Genomic DNA, 19193 nt, shown 5'->3' with positions numbered 1-19193 from the left:
TGACCATGACCCGCTCATTACGCATCTTCTACATCGCGCTGTTCCTGGTGACCCTGCTGGTGCTCGGTCTGTGGTCGGTGCGCAGCTTCTTCGGCTTCAGTACCAACGCCGATGCGACAGTGCTCAACGGCCGCTGGACCAAGGCCGTGGAAACCCACTACGACGACGAGTTCCCGATCAAGCGCCTGGGTACCAATCTTTGGGCCGCACTGGATTTCAAACTGTTCAACGAAGGTCGTCCGGGCGTAGTGCTCGGCCGCGACCAGTGGTTGTACAGCGATGAAGAGTTCCATCCGGTGGTCAACGAAGAACTGAACCTGCAAGGCAACTACGCGCTGGTCGAAGGCGTGCGCCAGACTCTGAAAGAGAAAGGCGTGCAACTGGTGATGGCAGTGGTCCCGGCCAAGGTGCGCCTGTACCCGGAGCACTTGGGTGAAGTGAAACCGGCGAGCATCCACGCCAACCTCTACAAGGACTTCCACCAGCGCCTGGCCGCTGACCGGATTCCGGCCCCGGACTTGCTCGGCCCGCTGCAACAGGCCAAGCAGAACGGTCAGCAAGTGTTCCTGCGCACCGACACCCACTGGACTCCGGAAGGTGCCGAGATCGCCGCCAACCGCCTGGCCAAAACCATCGCCGACCAGTACCCGCTGAGCGGCGAGCCGCAGCGCTTCGTGACCGAACCTGCGGAGACCGTGACACACAAGGGTGACCTGCAGTTGTTCCTGCCGCTCGACCCGCTGTTCGAAAACCTGATGCCGGCGCAAGAGCCACTGCAAAAGCGCAACACCGTGGCGGCGGACGACCAGCCGGCCGGTGACGATGCCCTGTTCGCCAACACCGAAGTGCCGGTGGCCCTGATCGGCACCAGCTACAGCGCCAACCCCAACTGGAACTTCGTCGGTGCGCTCAAGCAGGCGCTGCACAGCGACGTGGTCAATTACGCCGAAGACGGTCACGGCCCGATTCTGCCGATGCTCAGCTACCTGAAAAGCGATGCCTTCAAGAACAGCCCGCCACAGGTGCTGATCTGGGAGTTCCCTGAACGATATCTGCCTGTGAACAACGAAATCGGCGACGCCGACCCGCAGTGGGTCGCAGAGCTTAAACAAGCCGGCGCGCGCCAACAAAACGTAGCCATCAACAACAAATCCGAGACGCCCGACCGGGCGCAAAACTGAAAGAGAGGTACACCATGACTTTCACTACAACTCCGCGTCGTCTCGCTAAACGCTTTGCCCTGGTTGCCGGCCTCAGCGTGCTGTCGGTGCAGGCTTTCGCCGGTGGCGACGCCGCCCTATACGGCCCGACCGCGCCGAAAGGCTCGACCTTCGTGCGTATCTACAACGCGAGCAACGCCGAAGTCAGCGCCACCGTCGGCAGCACCAACCTGAGCGATGTCGCGCCACTGTCGAGCAGTGACTTCAGCTTCATGCCGGGCGGCGACTACAGCGCCAAGGTCGGTAGCCAGTCCCTGCCGGTGAAACTGGCCGGCGACCACTATTACACCCTGGTCAACAACGCCAGCGGCGCACCGCAACTGATCGAGGAGCCGCCGTTCAAGAACAAGCAGAAGTCCCTGGTACGCGTACAAAACCTCAGCGACAAGGCGCTGACCCTGAAGACCGCCGATGGCAAGACCGACGTGGTCCCGAACGTTGCGCCCAAGGGTCGTGGCGAGCGTGAAATCAACCCGGTGAAAGTCAGCCTGGCGCTCTATGACGGCACCACCAAAGTCGGCGACGTGAAACCAGTCGCCCTGGAACGCGGTGAGGCGGCGGTGCTGTACGTCACCGGCAACGGCAGCAGCCTGTCGCCGGTCTGGGTGAAACGCCCGGTATCGACGCGCTAATACATTTGCCGGATTGCTGACCGGCACCTGTAGGAGCTGGCTTGCCAGCGAAGGCGTCCTCAAGGCCCCCTTCGCCGGCAAGCCGGCTCCTACAAAGGAACAGAGTCAGCCATTCGGGCTACGAAACAAAAACAAGAGTGAAACGACAGAACGCAGTAGCTCTAACCAATCGATATTAAAGGAGTAACAACATGATTCCGGTGATCTTGTCAGGTGGTAGTGGCTCACGTCTTTGGCCGCTTTCCCGTAAACAATTCCCTAAGCAGTTCCTGGCCCTGACCGGCGAACACACCCTCTTCCAGCAAACCCTGGAACGCCTGGTGTTCGAAGGCATGGACACGCCAATCGTGGTCTGCAACAAGGACCACCGTTTCATCGTCAACGAGCAGTTGGCCGCGCGCAAGCTGGAAACCCAGCGCATCCTGATGGAACCGTTCGGTCGCAACACCGCGCCGGCCGTGGCCCTGACCGCGATGATGCTGGTCAACGAAGGTCGCGATGAACTGATGCTGGTACTGCCGGCCGACCACGTACTGGAAGACCAGAAAGCCCTGCAACGCGCCCTGGCCCTGGCCACCGTCGCCGCCGAAAACGGTGAAATGGTGCTGTTCGGCGTGCCGGCCACCAAGCCGGAAACCGGTTATGGCTACATCAAGTCGACCAACGACTCGCTGCTGCCTGAAGGCGTCAGCCGTGTTTCGCACTTCGTCGAAAAACCCGACGTGAAACGCGCCACCGAGTTCGTCCAGTCCGGTGGTTACTTCTGGAACAGCGGCATGTTCCTGTTCCGCGCCAGCCGCTTCCTGGAAGAGCTGAAAAAGCACGATCCGGACATCTACGACACCTGCCTGCTGACACTCGAACGCAGCAAGCAAGATGCCGACACCATCACCTTTGACGAAGCCACCTTCGCCTGCTGCCCGGACAACTCCATCGACTATTCGGTGATGGAAAAAACCCAACGCGCCTGCGTCGTGCCGCTGACCGCTGGCTGGAGCGATGTCGGCTGCTGGTCGTCGCTGTGGGAAGTGAATGCAAAAGACGCCAACGGCAACGTCACCAAGGGCGATGTGGTGATCCAGGACAGCCGCAACTGCATGATCCACGGCAACGGCAAACTGGTATCGGTAATCGGCCTGGAAAACATCGTCGTGGTCGAAACCAAGGACGCCATGATGATCGCCCACAAGGACAAGGTCCAAGGCGTGAAACAGATGGTCAACACCCTCAACGAACAGGGCCGCAGCGAAACCCAGAACCACTGCGAGGTCTACCGTCCGTGGGGCTCCTACGACTCGGTGGACATGGGCGGGCGCTTCCAGGTCAAGCACATCTCGGTCAAACCGGGCGCGTGCCTGTCGCTGCAAATGCACCACCACCGTGCTGAACACTGGATCGTGGTCAGCGGCACTGCCGAGGTGACCTGTGACGAGAACGTGTTCCTGCTGACCGAGAACCAGTCGACCTACATTCCGATCGCTTCGGTGCATCGCTTGCGCAATCCGGGGAAGATTCCGCTGGAGATCATCGAAGTGCAATCGGGTAGCTATTTGGGCGAAGACGATATCGAGCGGTTCGAAGATATCTACGGGCGGTCGACGCCGGTTGAGCGTGGGGTTGCGGTGAAGACTATCGCGCAGTAAGCATCTGTAAACCTTGAGCCCCCGATCCACCTGCTGCGTTCCCTATCCGCAGCGGGTGGTTCGGGGGCTTTTTTTGTACTGAGTTTTTGTAGTGCCTCGACTGACCTCTTCGCGGGCAAGCCCGCTCCCACAGAAGACCGGGTGGAATACAACATTCGTGAACAACCAAAAAACCTGTGGGAGCGGGCTTGCCCGCGAAGGGGCCCCTGCAGTCATCGCGCAAATCTCTCCCATCGCCAATCGCACCTACGCTTAGGTAGGATGCTCTTCTCTGCTCCCGAGGTTTGCGCGTCATGTTCATCGGTGTCCTGCTGGTCATCACCTGGCTGATCCTGTTGTTGCGCTATCCGGCCAAGGCCTTGCCCGTTTCCATGGCTGCCGCCGTGGGGCTGGGCCTCGTCGCCACTTGGGTCATCTGGATGGACCACCGCGAACTCAAGCAACTGCAACGTCTTGAGCTGCGCATCAGCTACGCGCCGCAGCAGTGTCCCGCCGACCGGCCACTGCAATTGACCATGAACAACGGCAACGACGTGCCGTTGACCGAGCTGCGCTGGCGGGTCGCGGCTTACGCACCGGGCGATACGGTGAACCTGGCCGACAATCAATACACCGCTCCGCGCTATCGTGGCCCCGGCGAATTGCAAGCCGGTGGCAACTGGGAAGATTGCTTGCCGCTGCCGCCACTGCGCCCTGGCTACCGTCCGGAAACCCTGGAGTTTCGCGCCGAGCGATTGCAGGGCAGTTTTTCCGACTGATCCCTCCCCCCCATTTTTTGCACAAGGAATGCGCCATGCCCGTTGCGTTGATTACCGGTTGTTCCAGCGGCATTGGCCGTGCCCTTGCCGATGCGTTCAAGGTCGCCGGCTATGAAGTCTGGGCCAGTGCCCGCAAGGCCGAAGATGTCGCGGCACTCACTACCGCGGGGTTCACCGCCGTGCAACTGGACGTCAACGACGCTGCGGCGCTCGAAGCCTTGAGCGAGCGAATCAACCAACAAACCGGCGGCCTCGATGTGCTGATCAACAACGCGGGTTATGGCGCCATGGGGCCGCTGCTTGATGGTGGTGTACCAGCCATGCAACGCCAGTTCGAAACCAATGTGTTCGCCATCGTCGGCGTCACCCGCGCCTTGTTCCCGGTGCTGCGCCGGGCCAAGGGACTGGTGGTGAATATCGGTAGCGTGTCCGGTGTTTTGGTCACGCCATTCGCCGGTGCCTACTGCGCCTCGAAAGCCGCCGTGCATGCCTTGAGCGATGCCTTGCGCATGGAGCTGGCGCCGTTCGGCGTGCGGGTCATGGAAGTCCAGCCGGGGGCCATCGCTTCCAGTTTTGCCAAGAATGCCGGGCAGGAAGCCGAGCAATTGATCAGTGAACAATCGCCGTGGTTTCCGCTGCGCGAAGGTATACGCGCCCGGGCCAGGGCTTCCCAGGACAAACCGACCCCGGCCAGTGAGTTTGCTGCCGGATTACTCAAGGCTGTGCAGCAAGGCAAGCCACCACGGCTGGTGCGCCTGGGCAATGGCAGTCGTGCGTTGCCGCTGATGGCCAGTTTGTTGCCCAAGGGTTTGCTCGAATCCGGGCTGATGAAGCGGTTCGGGTTGCGTGGGCAGCTCTGACACCGCGTCGCCCCCTTCGCGAGCAAGCCCACTCCCACACTGGATCTTCAGTGAACTCAAAACTTGCACACGAAAGAGATCAAATGTGGGAGTGGGCTTGCTCGCGAAGAGGCCCGCACAGTCCCTACAAAACTTCAGGTAACAGCACGATGACCGACTACACCGAATACTTCGACGAAGTGATCCAGGCCCACGTGGCCATCGAACAATGGCTGGCCGAGGAACGCGAAACGTCCGAACTCGGAAAACTGCTGACCCGTTTTTCGCCGCAATTTTCCATGGTCTCGCCCCTCGGTCGGGTACTGGATTTTGATGCGCTGAACGAATTGTTCACGTTGGCAGGCGGCAAGAAACTCGGGTTCCGGATCGAACTCAGCGAGTTGCGTGGCATCGCGTTGCACGACGCTGGCGCGACCGTGAGTTACCGCGAACAACAGACCGATGCCACCGGACTGCACTCGGATCGCCGCTCCACGGTTGTGTTTGAAAAACACGCCGATGGCCGCGTGATCTGGCGGCATCTGCATGAGACGTTTTGCAAGGAGTGAATGCCCGACGCCTGCCTGATGGACCGCGCCGCGCCCTTCGCGAGCAAGCCCGCTCCCACACTGGATTTTCAGTGAACTCAAAACTTGCACACGAAAGAGATCAAATATGGGAGCGGGCTTGCTCGCGAAGCAGGCGACTCGGTCTGCAAGTCATGCATCAAACCCCCACCACCAACAGTATCCGAAGCCTCCTGTGGCGATTACTTTTGTATGCAACACCGCCACAGGACAATAGCAACAATCCAAAACATTCAATCAACAAACCCTTCTCGCCAAGTAGCAACCAACCCTATAACTTGCCTGCTAACCCATCATTCAATGGGTTACAACTAACAATTCCAAAAACCAAATTAGATGAAGGCAATAATATGGACGTTATTACTCACAACTCATTTAACTTTCCAATTACCAACGGGCGTGATCCGGACTTTGGCGACGAAGGTGCCATCACGTTATTCAAATTGGAGCACGAACTTGATATCGACCGGCACGTAAAAGGAATCAAAGTACTGGAGGACGACAAGATTCTGGTCGGTGCCTGGCTCGCCCGTAACCTGAAAGGGATTTATGGCCTGGCGCGTTTCAATCCCGACGGCAGCGTAGACACCTCCTTCGCCGACAACGGCCTGGCGCTTGGCAACTTCGCCAATGGCTACGACTCGGCCGGCGGTAGGCTGGCGATGCAGGCAGACGGGCACATCCTGATGCTCGGCTGGTCGCGAAAAGCCGACATCAACAGCCCCAAACGCCTGGTCATCGCCCGCTTCGACCACGACGGTGCAGTCGACCAAGGCTTTGGCCAGCGAGGCTGCGTGATGCTCGATAACAGTTCCCTCGGCGAACTGGTCAGCGACTCCAGCACACTGCAAATAATGGAAGATGGAAGAATCCTCATCAGTGCAACTTATCTCGATGGGGATATTTGCACCGCAGTGGCAATACGCATCAATACTCATGGCGACTTTGACAAATCTTTCAATAAGACAGGTCGAGTCGAAATTAAACATCCGACATTCATCGATACTTCAGTGAATGCACTGTTAGTAAAAGACAACACTATCCTGATCGCCGGAAGTGCCAAAACCCCAACTTCAGAAACACAGGGTTATATCGCGCGCTACTCCATCAATGGCGAACTGGACAACAGCTTTGGCGATCAGGCAACGCCTGGCTTTTCGACCTTAAAAATACCCAATGGCACGGTGATCTTTCATGATCTGATTGATACAACTGAAGGTCAGGTCGTCGGTATTGGCCAAGCCAGCACCGCGTACAGGAACTGGGGTCTGCTGGTGGGCCTGGACGCTACTGGTAACCCTCACTCTGCGTTTAATGGAGGCCGGCCAGTGTTGACGTTGTTCGATCCCGAGCATGGCAACGAATGGGTCTGCGGCCAAAAACAGGTCGATGGCAAAATCCTCACCGCGGGCGGCTCCCAGCGCCTGTACACCGCTCGCTATCAGGCCAATGGCTTGATTGACCGCAGCTTCGGCCAACACGGCAGCATCAAGGAAGACACGCCACTGGTGACCACCCCGGCTCAGCTTCAGCTTCAAGCCAACGGGCGCGTTCTACTGGCGGGCAACACCCTGGGGCTGGGCGGCGCACTGGGGCATATTTATGCCTATCCGGGCTGATCAACCTTAAGCCGCGAACGCGGGATCACGTTTTTTCAAAAGGATTTTGAAATGACAAAACTACTCAACATCAAAATGGACAACTTTGTTAACGGCATCCAGAAAGGTGTACCGGTGACGCTCGGCTTCGCCCTTGAAACCGATGGTGCACCCCCTCCTGTCGGGTCGCGCCTGCAGTTCCGGGTCTCGAAAGATGTGAGCCTGCTGCACGCCTCCATGCCGGCCACGGGTGCGCAAATGATCAACCATGCCCCCTTACATTTCAGCACCATCGCGATTAGCGATGTGCAGTCACAGGGATGGAATAGCAAACGTACGGTGACATTGAAGTCCGACAAGAACCTGTCCGGTTCCTCGATCGCCGAGTTGTGCGGGATCGTTTATTACCAGCCGACCTATCAGGAGGATATCTACTGCCCTGTCCTGGCAAGGATTGAAGAGCAGGAGATTCAAGCCTTCCAGGCGTTCAAAGGCACGTGGCAGGATCAGGTCAGCAAAGGCTGGATCTACAGCTATGACGTTATCCTGAGAGCCAATGGCAGGACGTTTACCCAGTGGAGATTCTCAAGTTCCGACTTGCCGCTGGGGACGAAAATCTTTGCCAATCCCTGGCTGGATGTGGTGCATGACGGTTCAGAAGGCGTGATGGAATTGCACACGCCACCTGGTGATCAGTACTTGCTGGAACCGGACAAGGATTTACCGGTGTCCATTCAACTTCTCTATCCGCCGGCATCGGGGCAGGATCCGGCATTGCGCAACCTTCCCAATCTCATGGCCTGGCCGCGCTAAACGATAAAAAACACCTCTATCCACCGGGATAGAGGTGTCCTTTGATAGCGAGCCTGCGCGCGAATGCAGCGACCCGATCTACCGGTTATGCCCCGCCATCCTGCTTCACCACCACCGTACAAGTAATCCCGGCCGCCAACACCACACCCTCCGGCACTTCATCGATGTGAATCCGCACCGGCACCCGCTGCGCCAGGCGTACCCAGTTGAAGGTCGGGTTGACGTCGGCGATCAGTTCGCGGCTCTCCGGGTTGTCACGGTCGTAGATACCGCGCGAGATGCTTTCCACGTGGCCCTTGAGTACTTCGCCACTCATCAGTTGCATGTCAGCCTTATCGCCGACGCGCACGTGGGGCAGTTTGGTTTCTTCGAAGAAGCCGTAGACCCAGAACGAGTTCATGTCGACCACGGCCATTTTCGCTTCGCCGATGCGCGCGTAGTCGCCGCGATGCACGTTGAGGTTGGTCACGTAACCGTCCACCGCGGCGCGCACTTCAGTGCGCTTGAGGTTGAGTTCGGCGGCTTCCAGTTGCGCCTGGGCCTGCTGGTAATCGGCGAGGGCCGAGTCGGCGAGATTGCTGGCGTCGTCGCGGTTTTCCCGGGAGATCACCAGGTTGTCCATATCGGCTCGACGATGGGCGTTGACCTTGCGCATCTCCCACGTCGCCTTGCGCGAGGCAACCAGCGATTGCGCCTGTTTCACCGCGAGGCGGTAGTGCTCGGAGTCGATTTGCATCAGCAAATCGCCCTTCTTCACCAGTTGGTTGTCACGCACCGGCACGTCTACCACTTCGCCAGTGACGTCGGCGGCGACGTTGATGATGTCGGCGCGCACGCGGCCGTCACGGGTCCACGGCGTGTTCATGTAGTGCTCCCACAAGGAGCGGCCGATCCACAGCGCAAGGGCCAGCACCAGCAAGGTCGCAAGCAGGCTGAAAAACTTTTTCATCGGGGCATTCTCAGTGATAGAGAGTCAACGGTAGACAGTCAGCGCCATGGCGCCGAACAGACAGGTAAACAGACTCAGGCGCAGCAACGCCGGGTGCCAGAAGAAGCGGTACAGGTCGAACCCGGACAGGAACCGGTCCAGCGCCCAGGCAAGCAGAGCCGCAATGAAAAACATCAGGGTCATGGTCGGCATGTACACGCCGTGGAAGGCGATTTCACGAGGCATGTTCAAGTCCTTGGGGCTGGCTGCGTGCGAAGGCGGCGAGCGGTGATTGCGGATCGAGCAGAGAGGTGCGGATGAAGTGCAGGTAGCTCTTCACCCGGCGCAACGCCGAGGTATCGAAGTGCGGGGCGAAGGGTTCGTCGGTGGACTGCACACGGTTGATCGCGTGATCGACGGCTATCAGTGCACGCTCGAGGTTGCTGCTGTTCGGTTGCAGGAACAACCGCACCAGTGCGCGTCCCATCACCCGGATCGCCTGACGCCACGGCTGGGATTCGGCATAGGCCGGATGCACCGGCAGAATCGCCTGCTCCTTGCGCAACTCGATGATCGCGTGGCCGACTTCCAGCACCACGAACATCCAGCGCAACAAGTCCCGCTGCACTTGCGGTTGACCCGCCGCAAAGCCGTAGGCCTGGTGCACCAGATCGCGGGTACGGCTTTCGAAACTCGATGCCAGCCCCTTGAGTTTGCCGCTGATGGCGTACACCACCTGAGCGCGCAAATCCTGCTCCAGCCGGCGCCACAGCCAGCGGCTGTTGGGCGGCAGAATGATCGCCCCGGCCGCTGCGCACACCAGCATGCCGAGCACCATGGCGATGTAGTCGTTGATGAAGGTGTAGGGGTTGTAAACCGTGAGGTTGTCCGGCACCGAACCGGTGCTGAAGAAGATCAGCAACCCCAGGCCAACTCCGGCGTATTGTGGCCGTGAACTGAGGAACGAACCGAGCACGATCACCGGGGCCAACACCATGCACAGCAATGGGAAACCGTCGATCCACGGATAGATGAAGAACATCTCGACGAAGCCGATCAATGCCCCGAGCAGCGTCCCGCAAGCCATCTGGAAGGCCATGCGTTTCGGGTTCGGTGTCGCCGCAGCCAGGCCAACGGTGGCGGCGGCAATCAGGGTCATGGTCGCCCCACTCGGCCAGGCCGTGGCCACCCAATAGCTGCCCAGCACTACCAGAATAAACGACGCACGAATACCCGACGCCGCGGCGGCCAGCCAGTTGGTTTGCCGGGTGAACGGCTCGTCCCAGCGCTCCCGTTCGTGACTGTGATCGGCCAGGGACGCATGGGTCTGCGCATAACCGTGCAGGTCGTCGACGAAGCGATACAGCAGCTCGTAGGCGGTATGGAAATCCAGTTGTTCGGCATCGCTCGGATTGCCCTGCTGGAACGTCGCCCGAAGACTGCGCACCCGCGCCGGCAAACCTTCCTTGTAGGCGGTAAGCACCGCGACCAGACGCGCCGCATCGGCGCTGGTCAGGGCGCGACCGCTGAAGCCGTCGAGCAACTCGGCGAGGTCTTGCAAGCCCGGTTTGATCGCCGCCACCACCTGGTCCGCCGCGCTGCTGCGCAAGCGTTCGAGCAATTGATGCAAGGCGTTGAAGCGCGTGGTGATGCCCATGAACTCGCTGTTCAAGCGACTGAGCCGGCCATTGCGCCGACGCATGTGCGGGTCTTCAAAAACCGTGACGCTGCGCAAGCCTTCCAGGCCCACCGCTTCGGCGATGAAACGCACGTTGCCGGCCTCGAACGCCTCGCGCTGACTGCGACCGCGCAAGCCGTCGGTGACGAACAAGGCGAACACACCAAAGCGCTGATACAACGCATTGCGCATCGCCGCACTGGCCGATTGCGGGAGGATGGCGGCACTGATCAGTGTCGAGCAAAGAATGCCCAACGAGATTTCCAGCACCCGCCAGACCGCGGCCATGAACGCGCCATCCGGATGAGCCAGCGCGGGCAAGCCGACCATCGCTGCGGTGTATCCGGCGAGTACGAAACCGTAGGCGCGAAAGTTGCGGCAGCGGGCGGCACCGGCGGTGCAGATACCAACCCAGATCGCCAGCGAACCGAGGAACAGTTCAGTGTTTTGCGCAAACAGCGCAATCAACGCGACCATCACCGACGACCCGGCCAAAGTGCCGAGAAAACGATAGAAGCCCTTGGCGAACACATGACCGCTTTGCGGCTGCATGACGATGAACACAGTAATCATCGCCGTGCGCGGTTGCGGCAGCTCCAGGCGCATGGCCAGCCATAGCGTCAGGAATGCCGCGAACAACACCTTGAAGATGTAGACCCAGGTCACGCCGTCGCTGCGTGCCCAGTCAAAGAAACCCCGGCGCCATTCAAGGGAGTAAAGCCAGCGCAAGGGTGCGGGCAAGGGAGTCATCAAATCCTGCTCAGTGAAAAATCAGCCAAAACTCGGAACCTGTGGGAGCGGGCTTGCTCGCGAAAAGGGAGTGTCAGGCAACAAAAGTGTCATCAGACACACCACCTTCGCGAGCAAGCCCGCTCCCACAGGTTTTGTGTTCAACGCAAAAGACTCGGGGTTTTCGGCGCCTGGGTCTGGCTGTCGTTCGGCACGTCGTTGCCGGCACCAAGGCCACCGCCCAACGCCGTCACCAGTTCGGCATGGGCGCTCAAACGCGCCGCCTGTACCTGCTGCTGCACTTGCTGCTGCTTGAACAGCAAGGTCTGGGCGTTGAGCACGTTGAGGTAGTCAGTCAGGCCACGCTGGTAGGCGATCATCGCGATGTCGTAGGTCTTCTGCGCGGTGGCCACCGACTCGGCGGCGAAAGCCTGTTGCTTGTCCATGGACTCACGGCGGATCAACTGGTCGGAGATGTTCTTCAGGGCATTGACCAGGGTCTGGTTGTACTTGGCCACGGCGATGTCATAGCCGGCCGAGGCTTCACCCAGCTCCGAGCGCAAACGTCCGCCATCGAAGATCGGTAACGAAATTGCCGGACCTACGCTGTAGTTGAGTTTCTTGCCGGTCAAAAACTCCAGGGCCCCGCCACCGGTGGCCATGTAGCCGAGGCTGCCGACCAGATCGACGTTCGGGTAGAAACCGGCATGGGCAACATCGATACCCCGCGCCTGCGCCGCCACTTGCCAGCGACTGGCAACCACGTCCGGGCGTTGGCCGAGCAATTGCGCCGGCAGCGACGACGGCAGTTTCAGTGGCGCCCCCAGCGACAGCGTTGGCCGCTGCAATTGCGCGCCTTCTCCCGGCCCCTTGCCGGCGAGGGCTGCGAGCTGGTTGCGGCTCAAGGCGATTTCTTCATCGAGGGCATCGATCTGTCGATGGGTTTCCGGCAGCGGCGTCTCGGCCTGGCTAACTTCGAAATGGGTGCCGATGCCACCGCTCAGGCGCTTTTGCGCCAGCTCGAGAATCTGTTGTTGCTGCTTCAAGGTCGCTTCGACGATGTCCCGCTGGGCGTAATGCAACGACAACTCGATGTAGACACGCACGATGTTGTCCTGCAATTCGAGCTGGGCCTGTCGCGCTTCGGCGACGGTCATGTGCGCCATGTCCACGGCGCGCTCGGTGGCATTGCTTTCGCGACCCCAGAGGTCAAGGGCATAACTGAAACCCAGCGCCGCGTTGTTGTCCCAGGTCGTGGAGTTGGCCAGCTCACCCGGCCCGTAGAATTGGTCGGTAGGCCAGTTGTGACGCTTGAGGGTGGCATCGCCATTGATCTGCAGCGACTCGGCTGCTTCGGCCACACCGGCCATGGACTTGGCCTGACGCACCCGGGCGGCGGCCATGGCCAGGGTCGGGCTGCCTTGCAGGGCGAGGTCGATCCAGCGATTCAATTGCGGGTCGCCATAGGCTTGCCACCATTGCGCGGTAGGCCAGTGCGCATCTTGCGCGGCGCTCTGGATCGCTTCGTCAGTGGCCAGTGAATTGACCTCCAGCGCCTTGTCCTGCGGGGCAATACCTCCGGTTCCGATGCAGCCGCTGATTGCCAGGGTTAAAGCCAAAACACTGAGCGGCTGAAGCGCTCTGCTGATGCGACGCGGCACTGCTGCGATTTCCTGAAATAGGGGGAAGGCATGAGATTTTCTGGAAACCGGAGATCCGCTTTTGTGGGAGCGGGCTTGCTCGCGAAGGCGGTCTGTCAGTCAACATCTCTGTTGAATGTGATGCCCTCTTCGCGAGCAAGCCCGCTCCCACAGGTTATGCGGTGGGTCGAGCCCCGGTTGCCCAAGTTGCGCAATTCTATGGGGAGGCCTGAAGGGCGATAAGCTGGGATTCCTGTGAATCTTTGTTACCGTTAACGAGATAATCCGTAGGTAGGGGTCACCGCCCCCGAAACTTCGTGTCACAATTTGCCATCGCACCCGAGAGCACCCCATGGACACTTTGCAAAACATGCGCGCCTTCAGTTACGTGGCCGAAGCCGGCAGCTTCACCGCCGCCGCCGTACAACTGGACACCACCACGGCCAACGTCTCGCGCGCGGTCTCCAACCTGGAAGCCCACCTGCAAACCCGCCTGCTCAACCGAACGACCCGACGCATCGCCCTGACCGAAGCCGGCAAGCGCTACCTGTTGCGCTGCGAACAGATCCTGGCCTATGTCGAAGAAGCCGAAGCCGAAGCCAGCGACGCCCACGCACGCCCGGCCGGGCAACTGAAAGTGCACACCATGACCGGCATTGGCCAGCACTTCGTGATCGACGCCATCGCCCGCTACCGCAAGACACACCCGGACGTGACCTTCGACCTGACCATGGCCAACCGCGTGCCGGACCTGCTCGACGAAGGCTACGACGTGTCCATCGTCCTCGCCCGTGAACTGCCGGACTCGGGCTTCGTCTCCCAGCGCCTGGGCATCACCTACAGCATCGTTTGCGCTTCGCCGGCCTACGTCAAAGCCAACGGCTGCGCACAAAAACCCAGCGACCTGCTCAACCACGCCTGCCTGCGCCTGGTGAGCCCGGTGATTCCGCTGGAAAAATGGGCCTTCGACGGTCCTGATGGCCAGGAAATGGTCACCATCAACAGCTCACCGTTTCTGGTGAACTCCGCCGACGCAATGAAATCCGCGATCATCAGCGGCATGGGCGTTGGCGTCCTGCCGCTGTACGCCGCGATAGAAGGCCTGCGCAACGGCACCCTGGTGCGCGTGATGCCCAATTACCGCTCGCAGGAACTGAACCTGTACGCCATTTACCCTTCGCGTCAGTACCTGGATGCGAAGATCAAGACCTGGGTCGAGTATTTGCGCGGATCGTTGCCGGAATTGCTGGCCGCGCATCAGGCGGAATTGGCGGCGTATGAATTGAGCGGGAGCCTGGGTGGGGTTCGGGTGGCGAATTGATGATCTCTCAGTTCACAGATTGATCCTTTGTGGGAGCGAGCTTGCTCGCGATGGCGTTCTTGCATTCAACATCACTGTGAGCAGATACACCGCTTTCGCGAGCAAGCCCGCTCCCACAGGTACTGTGTACACCGAACCAGACAATCAGGCCGGCCGGTAGGCCGCCTCGCTTTTGCTTTTACGCAGTGGGCAACCCGGCATGGATGGCCGATGGCGGCGGTCTCTGTAGGAGCGAGCTTGCTCGCGAAAAACCTGAGAGCACCGCGGGGTGTCAGGCTCCCCGCATCATCGTTGACCTCCATCGCGAGCAAGCTCGCTCCTACAGGCTTTTCCAAGTGACCCGCCGTAAGGGCGGAACCATAAGCCGCCGTTACCGCAGCAACGGATATGTACTCGGTCAACCAAGAACCTGGTCGGCTGAAAGGCCGCCAAGTCCCCCAAACTGACAGCGCCGTCAGTTAGCCGTCACCCTCCTGACCAGCAAACAGGTTTATAAAGGAAACTACCTTACCCACCTACCGACCACCCAGCCCCGGCGCCCCACTCGCATGCGAATCCAGACCAAATCCGCCCTGCTCGTCGCCCTTCTGATCGTCCTGGCAGCGCTGGGCCTGTGGTATGCCGCCAAACCGGCCAAGGCCAAACTCGCCACCCCCACCGCCATCCCCGTGCGCGTGGTCGCCGTCGCCGAAAAAGACGTGCCCCGCTATGTCAGCGGCATCGGCTCGGTGCTGTCCCTGCACAGCGTCGTGGTCCGCCCGCAAATCGACGGCATCCTCACCAAACTGCTGGTCAAGGAAGGCCAACTGGTGAAAAAAGGTGACCTTTTGGCCACCATCGACGACCGGTCGATCCGTGCCAGCCTCGACCAGGCCCGGGCACAACTGGGCGAAAGCCAGGCGCAACTGCAAGTGGCGCTGGTCAACCTCAAGCGCTACAAACTGCTCAGTGTCGACGACGGCGTGTCCAAGCAGACCTACGATCAGCAACAAGCGCTGGTCAACCAGCTCAAGGCCACCGCCCAAGGCAACCAGGCCTCGATTGACTCTGCAGAGGTACAGCTTTCCTACACACAAATTCGCTCCCCGGTCAGCGGCCGTGTCGGTATTCGCACCGTGGACGAAGGCAACTTCCTGCGCATGAGCGACGCCCAGGGTCTGTTCACCGTGACTCAGATCGACCCCATTTCGGTGGAGTTCTCCCTGCCGCAGCAAATGCTGCCGACCCTGCAAGGCCTGATCAACGACTCACAGCACGCCCAGGTCAAGGCCTACATCGGTGCCGACACCGACGGCGAAACCGGCAACCTGCTAGGCGAAGGCCACCTGACCCTGATCGACAACCAGATCAATGCCAACACCGGCACCATCCGCGCCAAGGCCGAGTTCGACAATCCGGGGCAGAAGCTCTGGCCGGGCCTGCTGGTGACGGTAAAGATTCAGACCGCTCTGGACAAAGATGCGCTGGTGGTGCCGCCGACAGTCGTACAACGCGGCCTCGACCAGCACTTCGTGTACCGGGTCAACGGCGACAAGGTCGAAGCCGTGCAGGTGCAGATGGTCTATCAAGGCAGCGGCCAGAACATCATCAAAGGCGTGAATCCGGGTGATGTGCTGGTCAGCGATGGTCAGTCGCGGCTCAAACCGGGTTCGACGGTGCAGGTGCTGACCGAGCCGTCGCAAGTGGTGCAATCGGAGGCCGCGCAATGAAGGGCCACGGTTCGATATCCGCCTGGTGCATCGACCACCCGGTGGCGACCGTCCTGTTGACGTTTGCCCTGGTACTGCTGGGCGCCATCGCCTTTCCGCGCCTGCCGGTGGCGCCTTTGCCCGAGGCGGAATTCCCGACCATCCAGGTGGCGGCGCAACTGCCTGGTGCCAGCCCGGAAACCATGGCCTCGTCGGTGGCCACGCCCCTGGAAGTGCAGTTCAGCGCCATCCCCGGAGTGACCCAGATGACGTCGAGCAGCGCCCTCGGTTCGACCAACCTGACCCTGCAATTCACCCTCGACAAGAGCATCGACACCGCCGCCCAGGAAGTGCAGGCCGCGATCAACACCGCCGCCGGCAAGCTGCCCAAGGACATGCCGAACCTGCCGACCTGGCGCAAGGTCAACCCGGCTGACAGTCCGGTGCTGATCCTCAGCGTCAACTCGTCGCTCATGCCCGGCCCGGAACTCAGCGACCTGACGGAAACCCTGCTGTCGCGTCAGATCAGCCAGATCGACGGCGTAGGCCAGGTCGCCATCACCGGTCAGCAACGTCCGGCGATCCGTGTCCAGGTCTCGGCGGACAAACTCGCGGCCATCGGCCTGACCCTCGCCGATATCCGCCTGGCGATCCAGCAAACCAGCCTCAACCTGGCCAAAGGTGCGTTGTACGGGGAATCGAGCATTTCAACCCTGTCCACCAACGATCAGTTGTTTCACCCCGAGGATTACAGTCAGTTGATTGTTTCCTACAAGAACGGTGCACCGGTCCACCTCAAGGATGTGGCCAAAGTCGTCAACGGCTCGGAAGATGCCTACGTACAGGCCTGGGCGGGCACGCAACCGGGGGTGAACCTGGTAATTTTCCGCCAGCCAGGCGCCAACATCGTCGAGACCGTGGACCGCATCCAGGCCGCCCTGCCGGGACTGGAAGCCATGCTGCCGGCCTCGGTGCAGGTCAAGACGCTGATCGACCGCACCCAGACCATTCGTGCCTCGCTGCATGAAGTGGAAATCACCCTGCTGATCGCGATCATGCTGGTGGTGGCGGTGATGGCACTGTTCCTGCGCCAGTTGTCGGCGACCCTGATTGTCTCGGCAGTACTCGGCGTGTCGCTGATCGCCAGTTTCGCCCTGATGTACGTCATGGGCTTCAGCCTGAACAACCTGACCCTGGTGGCGATCGTGGTGGCCGTGGGCTTTGTGGTCGACGATGCGATTGTGGTGGTGGAGAACATCCATCGCCATCTCGAAGCCGGCGACGGCATGCGCGAGGCGGCGATCAAGGGTGCCGGCGAGATCGGTTTCACCGTGGTGTCGATCAGCTTTTCGCTGGTGGCCGCGTTCATTCCGCTGCTGTTTATGGGCGGCGTGGTCGGGCGTTTGTTCAAGGAGTTCGCCCTGACCGCCACCTCGACCATCATGATTTCGGTGGTGGTGTCCCTGACGTTGGCGCCGACCCTCGCTGCGCTGTTCATGCGTGCGCCGGTGCATCACGCTCACGCCAAACCGGGCTTCGGCGAACGCCTGCTGGCGCTCTATGAAAAAGGCCTGCGCCACGCCCTCGCCCACCAGAAGCTGATGATCGGTGTGTTCGGCCTGTCCCTCGGACTGGCCATCGCCGGTTACATCTTTATCCCCAAGGGCTTCTTCCCGATTCAGGACACCGGTTTCGTTCTCGGTACGACCGAAGCAGCTGCGGACATTTCCTACGGCGACATGGTGAAAAAACACCTGGCGATGGCCGAAATCGTCGCCGCCGACCCCGCCGTCCAGACGTTTTCCCACTCGGTCGGCGTCTCGGGCAGTAACCAGACCATCGCCAACGGTCGCTTCTGGATCGCCCTGAAAAAACGCGCTGACCGCGATGTGTCCGCCAGCGAGTTCATCGACCGGATTCGCCCGCAGCTGATGAAAGTCCCGGGCATCGTGCTGTACCTGCGCGCCGGCCAGGACATCAACCTCAGCTCCGGCCCGAGCCGTGCCCAGTATCAATACGTACTCAAGAGCAATGATGGCGGCACACTCAGTACCTGGACCCAGCGCCTCACGGAAAAACTGCGGAGCAACCCGGCGTTCCGCGACATTTCCAACGACCTGCAACTGGGCGGCAGCATCACCCACATCAGCATCGACCGCAGCGCCGCCGCGCGTTTCGGCCTGACCGCCAGCGACGTCGACGAAGCCCTGTACGATGCCTTCGGCCAGCGCCAGATCAACGAATTCCAGACTCAGATCAACCAGTACAACGTGATCCTGGAGCTGGACACCCAGCAGCGCGGCAAGGCCGAAAGCCTCAACTATTTCTACCTGCGCTCGCCCCTGAGCGGAGAAATGGTGCCGCTGTCGGCGCTGGCCAGGTTCGATGCACCGACCATTGGCCCGCTGTCCATCGCCCATGACGGCATGTTCCCGGCCGCCAACCTGTCGTTCAACCTGGCACCCGGCGTGGCGTTGGGCGATGCGGTGATCATGCTCAACCAGGCCAAAGCCGACATCGGCATGCCGACCGCGATCACCGGCAATTTCCAGGGCGCGGCCCAGGCGTTCCAGAGTTCGCTGGCCAGCCAGCCGTGGCTGATTCTGGCGGCGCTGGTGGCGGTGTACATCATTCTCGGCGTGCTCTACGAGAGCTTCGTGCACCCGCTGACAATCATTTCGACCTTGCCCTCGGCGGGCCTCGGCGCGGTGATCATGCTATGGATTTGCGGCCAGGACTTTTCAATCATGGCCTTGATCGGGCTGGTGCTGTTGATCGGTATCGTCAAGAAAAACGGCATCCTGATGATCGACTTCGCCCTCGAAGCACAGCGCAATGGCGGACTGTCGCCTGAAGAAGCGATCTTCAAGGCCTGCATTACGCGGTTCCGGCCGATCATCATGACCACCCTCGCCGCCCTGCTCGGCGCCCTGCCGCTGATGCTCGGCTACGGCACTGGTGCCGAATTGCGCCAGCCCCTGGGGATCGCGGTGGTCGGCGGTTTGCTGGTGAGCCAGGCGCTGACGCTATTCACCACGCCGGTCATATACTTATGGCTTGAGCGGCTGTTCCATCGGCCTAAACCAGCGCCGGTTGTGGCGCTGGCGACCACAGACTGA

The 19193-nt window shown here is 60.6% G+C and carries 15 protein-coding genes; 11 read left to right on the top strand and 4 right to left on the bottom strand.

Annotated features, from left to right (window positions below; all coding sequences use genetic code 11):
- Nucleotides 1–5: 5 nt before the first annotated feature.
- From AC07XF_RS10110 to AC07XF_RS10075, 8 genes are all read left to right on the top strand, one after another.
- Nucleotides 6–1181: an alginate O-acetyltransferase gene (locus AC07XF_RS10110; protein ID WP_495026349.1), complete on the top strand. Its 1176-nt coding sequence runs from the start codon at nucleotides 6–8 to the stop codon at nucleotides 1179–1181.
- A 14-nt stretch (nucleotides 1182–1195) separates the two neighbouring features.
- On the top strand, nucleotides 1196–1852 hold the full coding sequence (locus AC07XF_RS10105) for an alginate O-acetyltransferase AlgF (RefSeq protein WP_495026348.1): 657 nt from the start codon (nucleotides 1196–1198) through the stop codon (nucleotides 1850–1852).
- Between the two features lie 191 nt (nucleotides 1853–2043).
- Nucleotides 2044–3495, top strand: a complete 1452-nt coding sequence (locus AC07XF_RS10100; RefSeq protein ID WP_495026347.1) for a mannose-1-phosphate guanylyltransferase/mannose-6-phosphate isomerase — start codon at nucleotides 2044–2046, stop codon at nucleotides 3493–3495.
- A 293-nt stretch (nucleotides 3496–3788) separates the two neighbouring features.
- Entirely contained in the window at nucleotides 3789–4253 is a 465-nt protein-coding gene (locus AC07XF_RS10095) for a multidrug transporter (protein ID WP_495026346.1), read from the top strand.
- A 35-nt stretch (nucleotides 4254–4288) separates the two neighbouring features.
- Complete coding sequence (locus tag AC07XF_RS10090; RefSeq protein ID WP_495026345.1) at nucleotides 4289–5113, top strand: SDR family oxidoreductase; 825 nt, start codon at nucleotides 4289–4291, stop codon at nucleotides 5111–5113.
- A 149-nt stretch (nucleotides 5114–5262) separates the two neighbouring features.
- Nucleotides 5263–5661 (top strand): DUF4440 domain-containing protein, encoded by a 399-nt coding sequence (locus AC07XF_RS10085; protein ID WP_495026344.1) that lies wholly within the window; start codon nucleotides 5263–5265, stop codon nucleotides 5659–5661.
- A 152-nt stretch (nucleotides 5662–5813) separates the two neighbouring features.
- The gene (locus AC07XF_RS10080) at nucleotides 5814–7298 is read left to right on the top strand and encodes a hypothetical protein (RefSeq protein WP_495026343.1); all 1485 of its coding nucleotides are present in this window, start codon (nucleotides 5814–5816) and stop codon (nucleotides 7296–7298) included.
- 51 nt (nucleotides 7299–7349) lie between these two features.
- Nucleotides 7350–8090, top strand: coding sequence for a hypothetical protein (locus tag AC07XF_RS10075; protein ID WP_495026342.1), 741 nt, complete (start codon nucleotides 7350–7352; stop codon nucleotides 8088–8090).
- Between the two features lie 85 nt (nucleotides 8091–8175).
- Here AC07XF_RS10075 and AC07XF_RS10070 read toward each other — a convergent pair whose 3' ends face one another.
- The 4 genes from AC07XF_RS10070 to AC07XF_RS10055 form a co-directional block, all read right to left on the bottom strand.
- Entirely contained in the window at nucleotides 8176–9039 is an 864-nt protein-coding gene (locus AC07XF_RS10070; RefSeq protein WP_495026341.1) for an efflux RND transporter periplasmic adaptor subunit, read from the bottom strand.
- A gap of 24 nt (nucleotides 9040–9063) precedes the next feature.
- Complete coding sequence (locus AC07XF_RS10065) at nucleotides 9064–9264, bottom strand: DUF1656 domain-containing protein (RefSeq protein ID WP_007989920.1); 201 nt, start codon at nucleotides 9262–9264, stop codon at nucleotides 9064–9066.
- Nucleotides 9254–11446, bottom strand: coding sequence for an FUSC family protein (locus tag AC07XF_RS10060; RefSeq protein WP_495026340.1), 2193 nt, complete (start codon nucleotides 11444–11446; stop codon nucleotides 9254–9256). The genes AC07XF_RS10065 and AC07XF_RS10060 overlap by 11 nt, the downstream gene beginning before the upstream one ends.
- A 140-nt stretch (nucleotides 11447–11586) precedes the next feature.
- A complete protein-coding gene (locus tag AC07XF_RS10055) occupies nucleotides 11587–13086 on the bottom strand; it encodes an efflux transporter outer membrane subunit (protein ID WP_495026339.1) in 1500 nt (499 codons plus the stop codon).
- Between the two features lie 331 nt (nucleotides 13087–13417).
- Between AC07XF_RS10055 and AC07XF_RS10050 the strand changes: the two genes are divergently transcribed.
- From AC07XF_RS10050 to AC07XF_RS10040, 3 genes are all read left to right on the top strand, one after another.
- Entirely contained in the window at nucleotides 13418–14386 is a 969-nt protein-coding gene (locus tag AC07XF_RS10050) for a LysR family transcriptional regulator (protein WP_046041939.1), read from the top strand.
- A gap of 548 nt (nucleotides 14387–14934) precedes the next feature.
- On the top strand, nucleotides 14935–16095 hold the full coding sequence (locus tag AC07XF_RS10045; protein WP_495026338.1) for an efflux RND transporter periplasmic adaptor subunit: 1161 nt from the start codon (nucleotides 14935–14937) through the stop codon (nucleotides 16093–16095).
- Nucleotides 16092–19193, top strand: coding sequence for a multidrug efflux RND transporter permease subunit (locus AC07XF_RS10040; RefSeq protein WP_495026337.1), 3102 nt, complete (start codon nucleotides 16092–16094; stop codon nucleotides 19191–19193). Before AC07XF_RS10045 ends, AC07XF_RS10040 begins: the two co-directional genes overlap by 4 nt.

The organism is Pseudomonas sp. GW821-FHT01C01, assembly GCF_059422645.1.
This window is presented reverse-complemented; position numbering and strand designations above follow the sequence as displayed.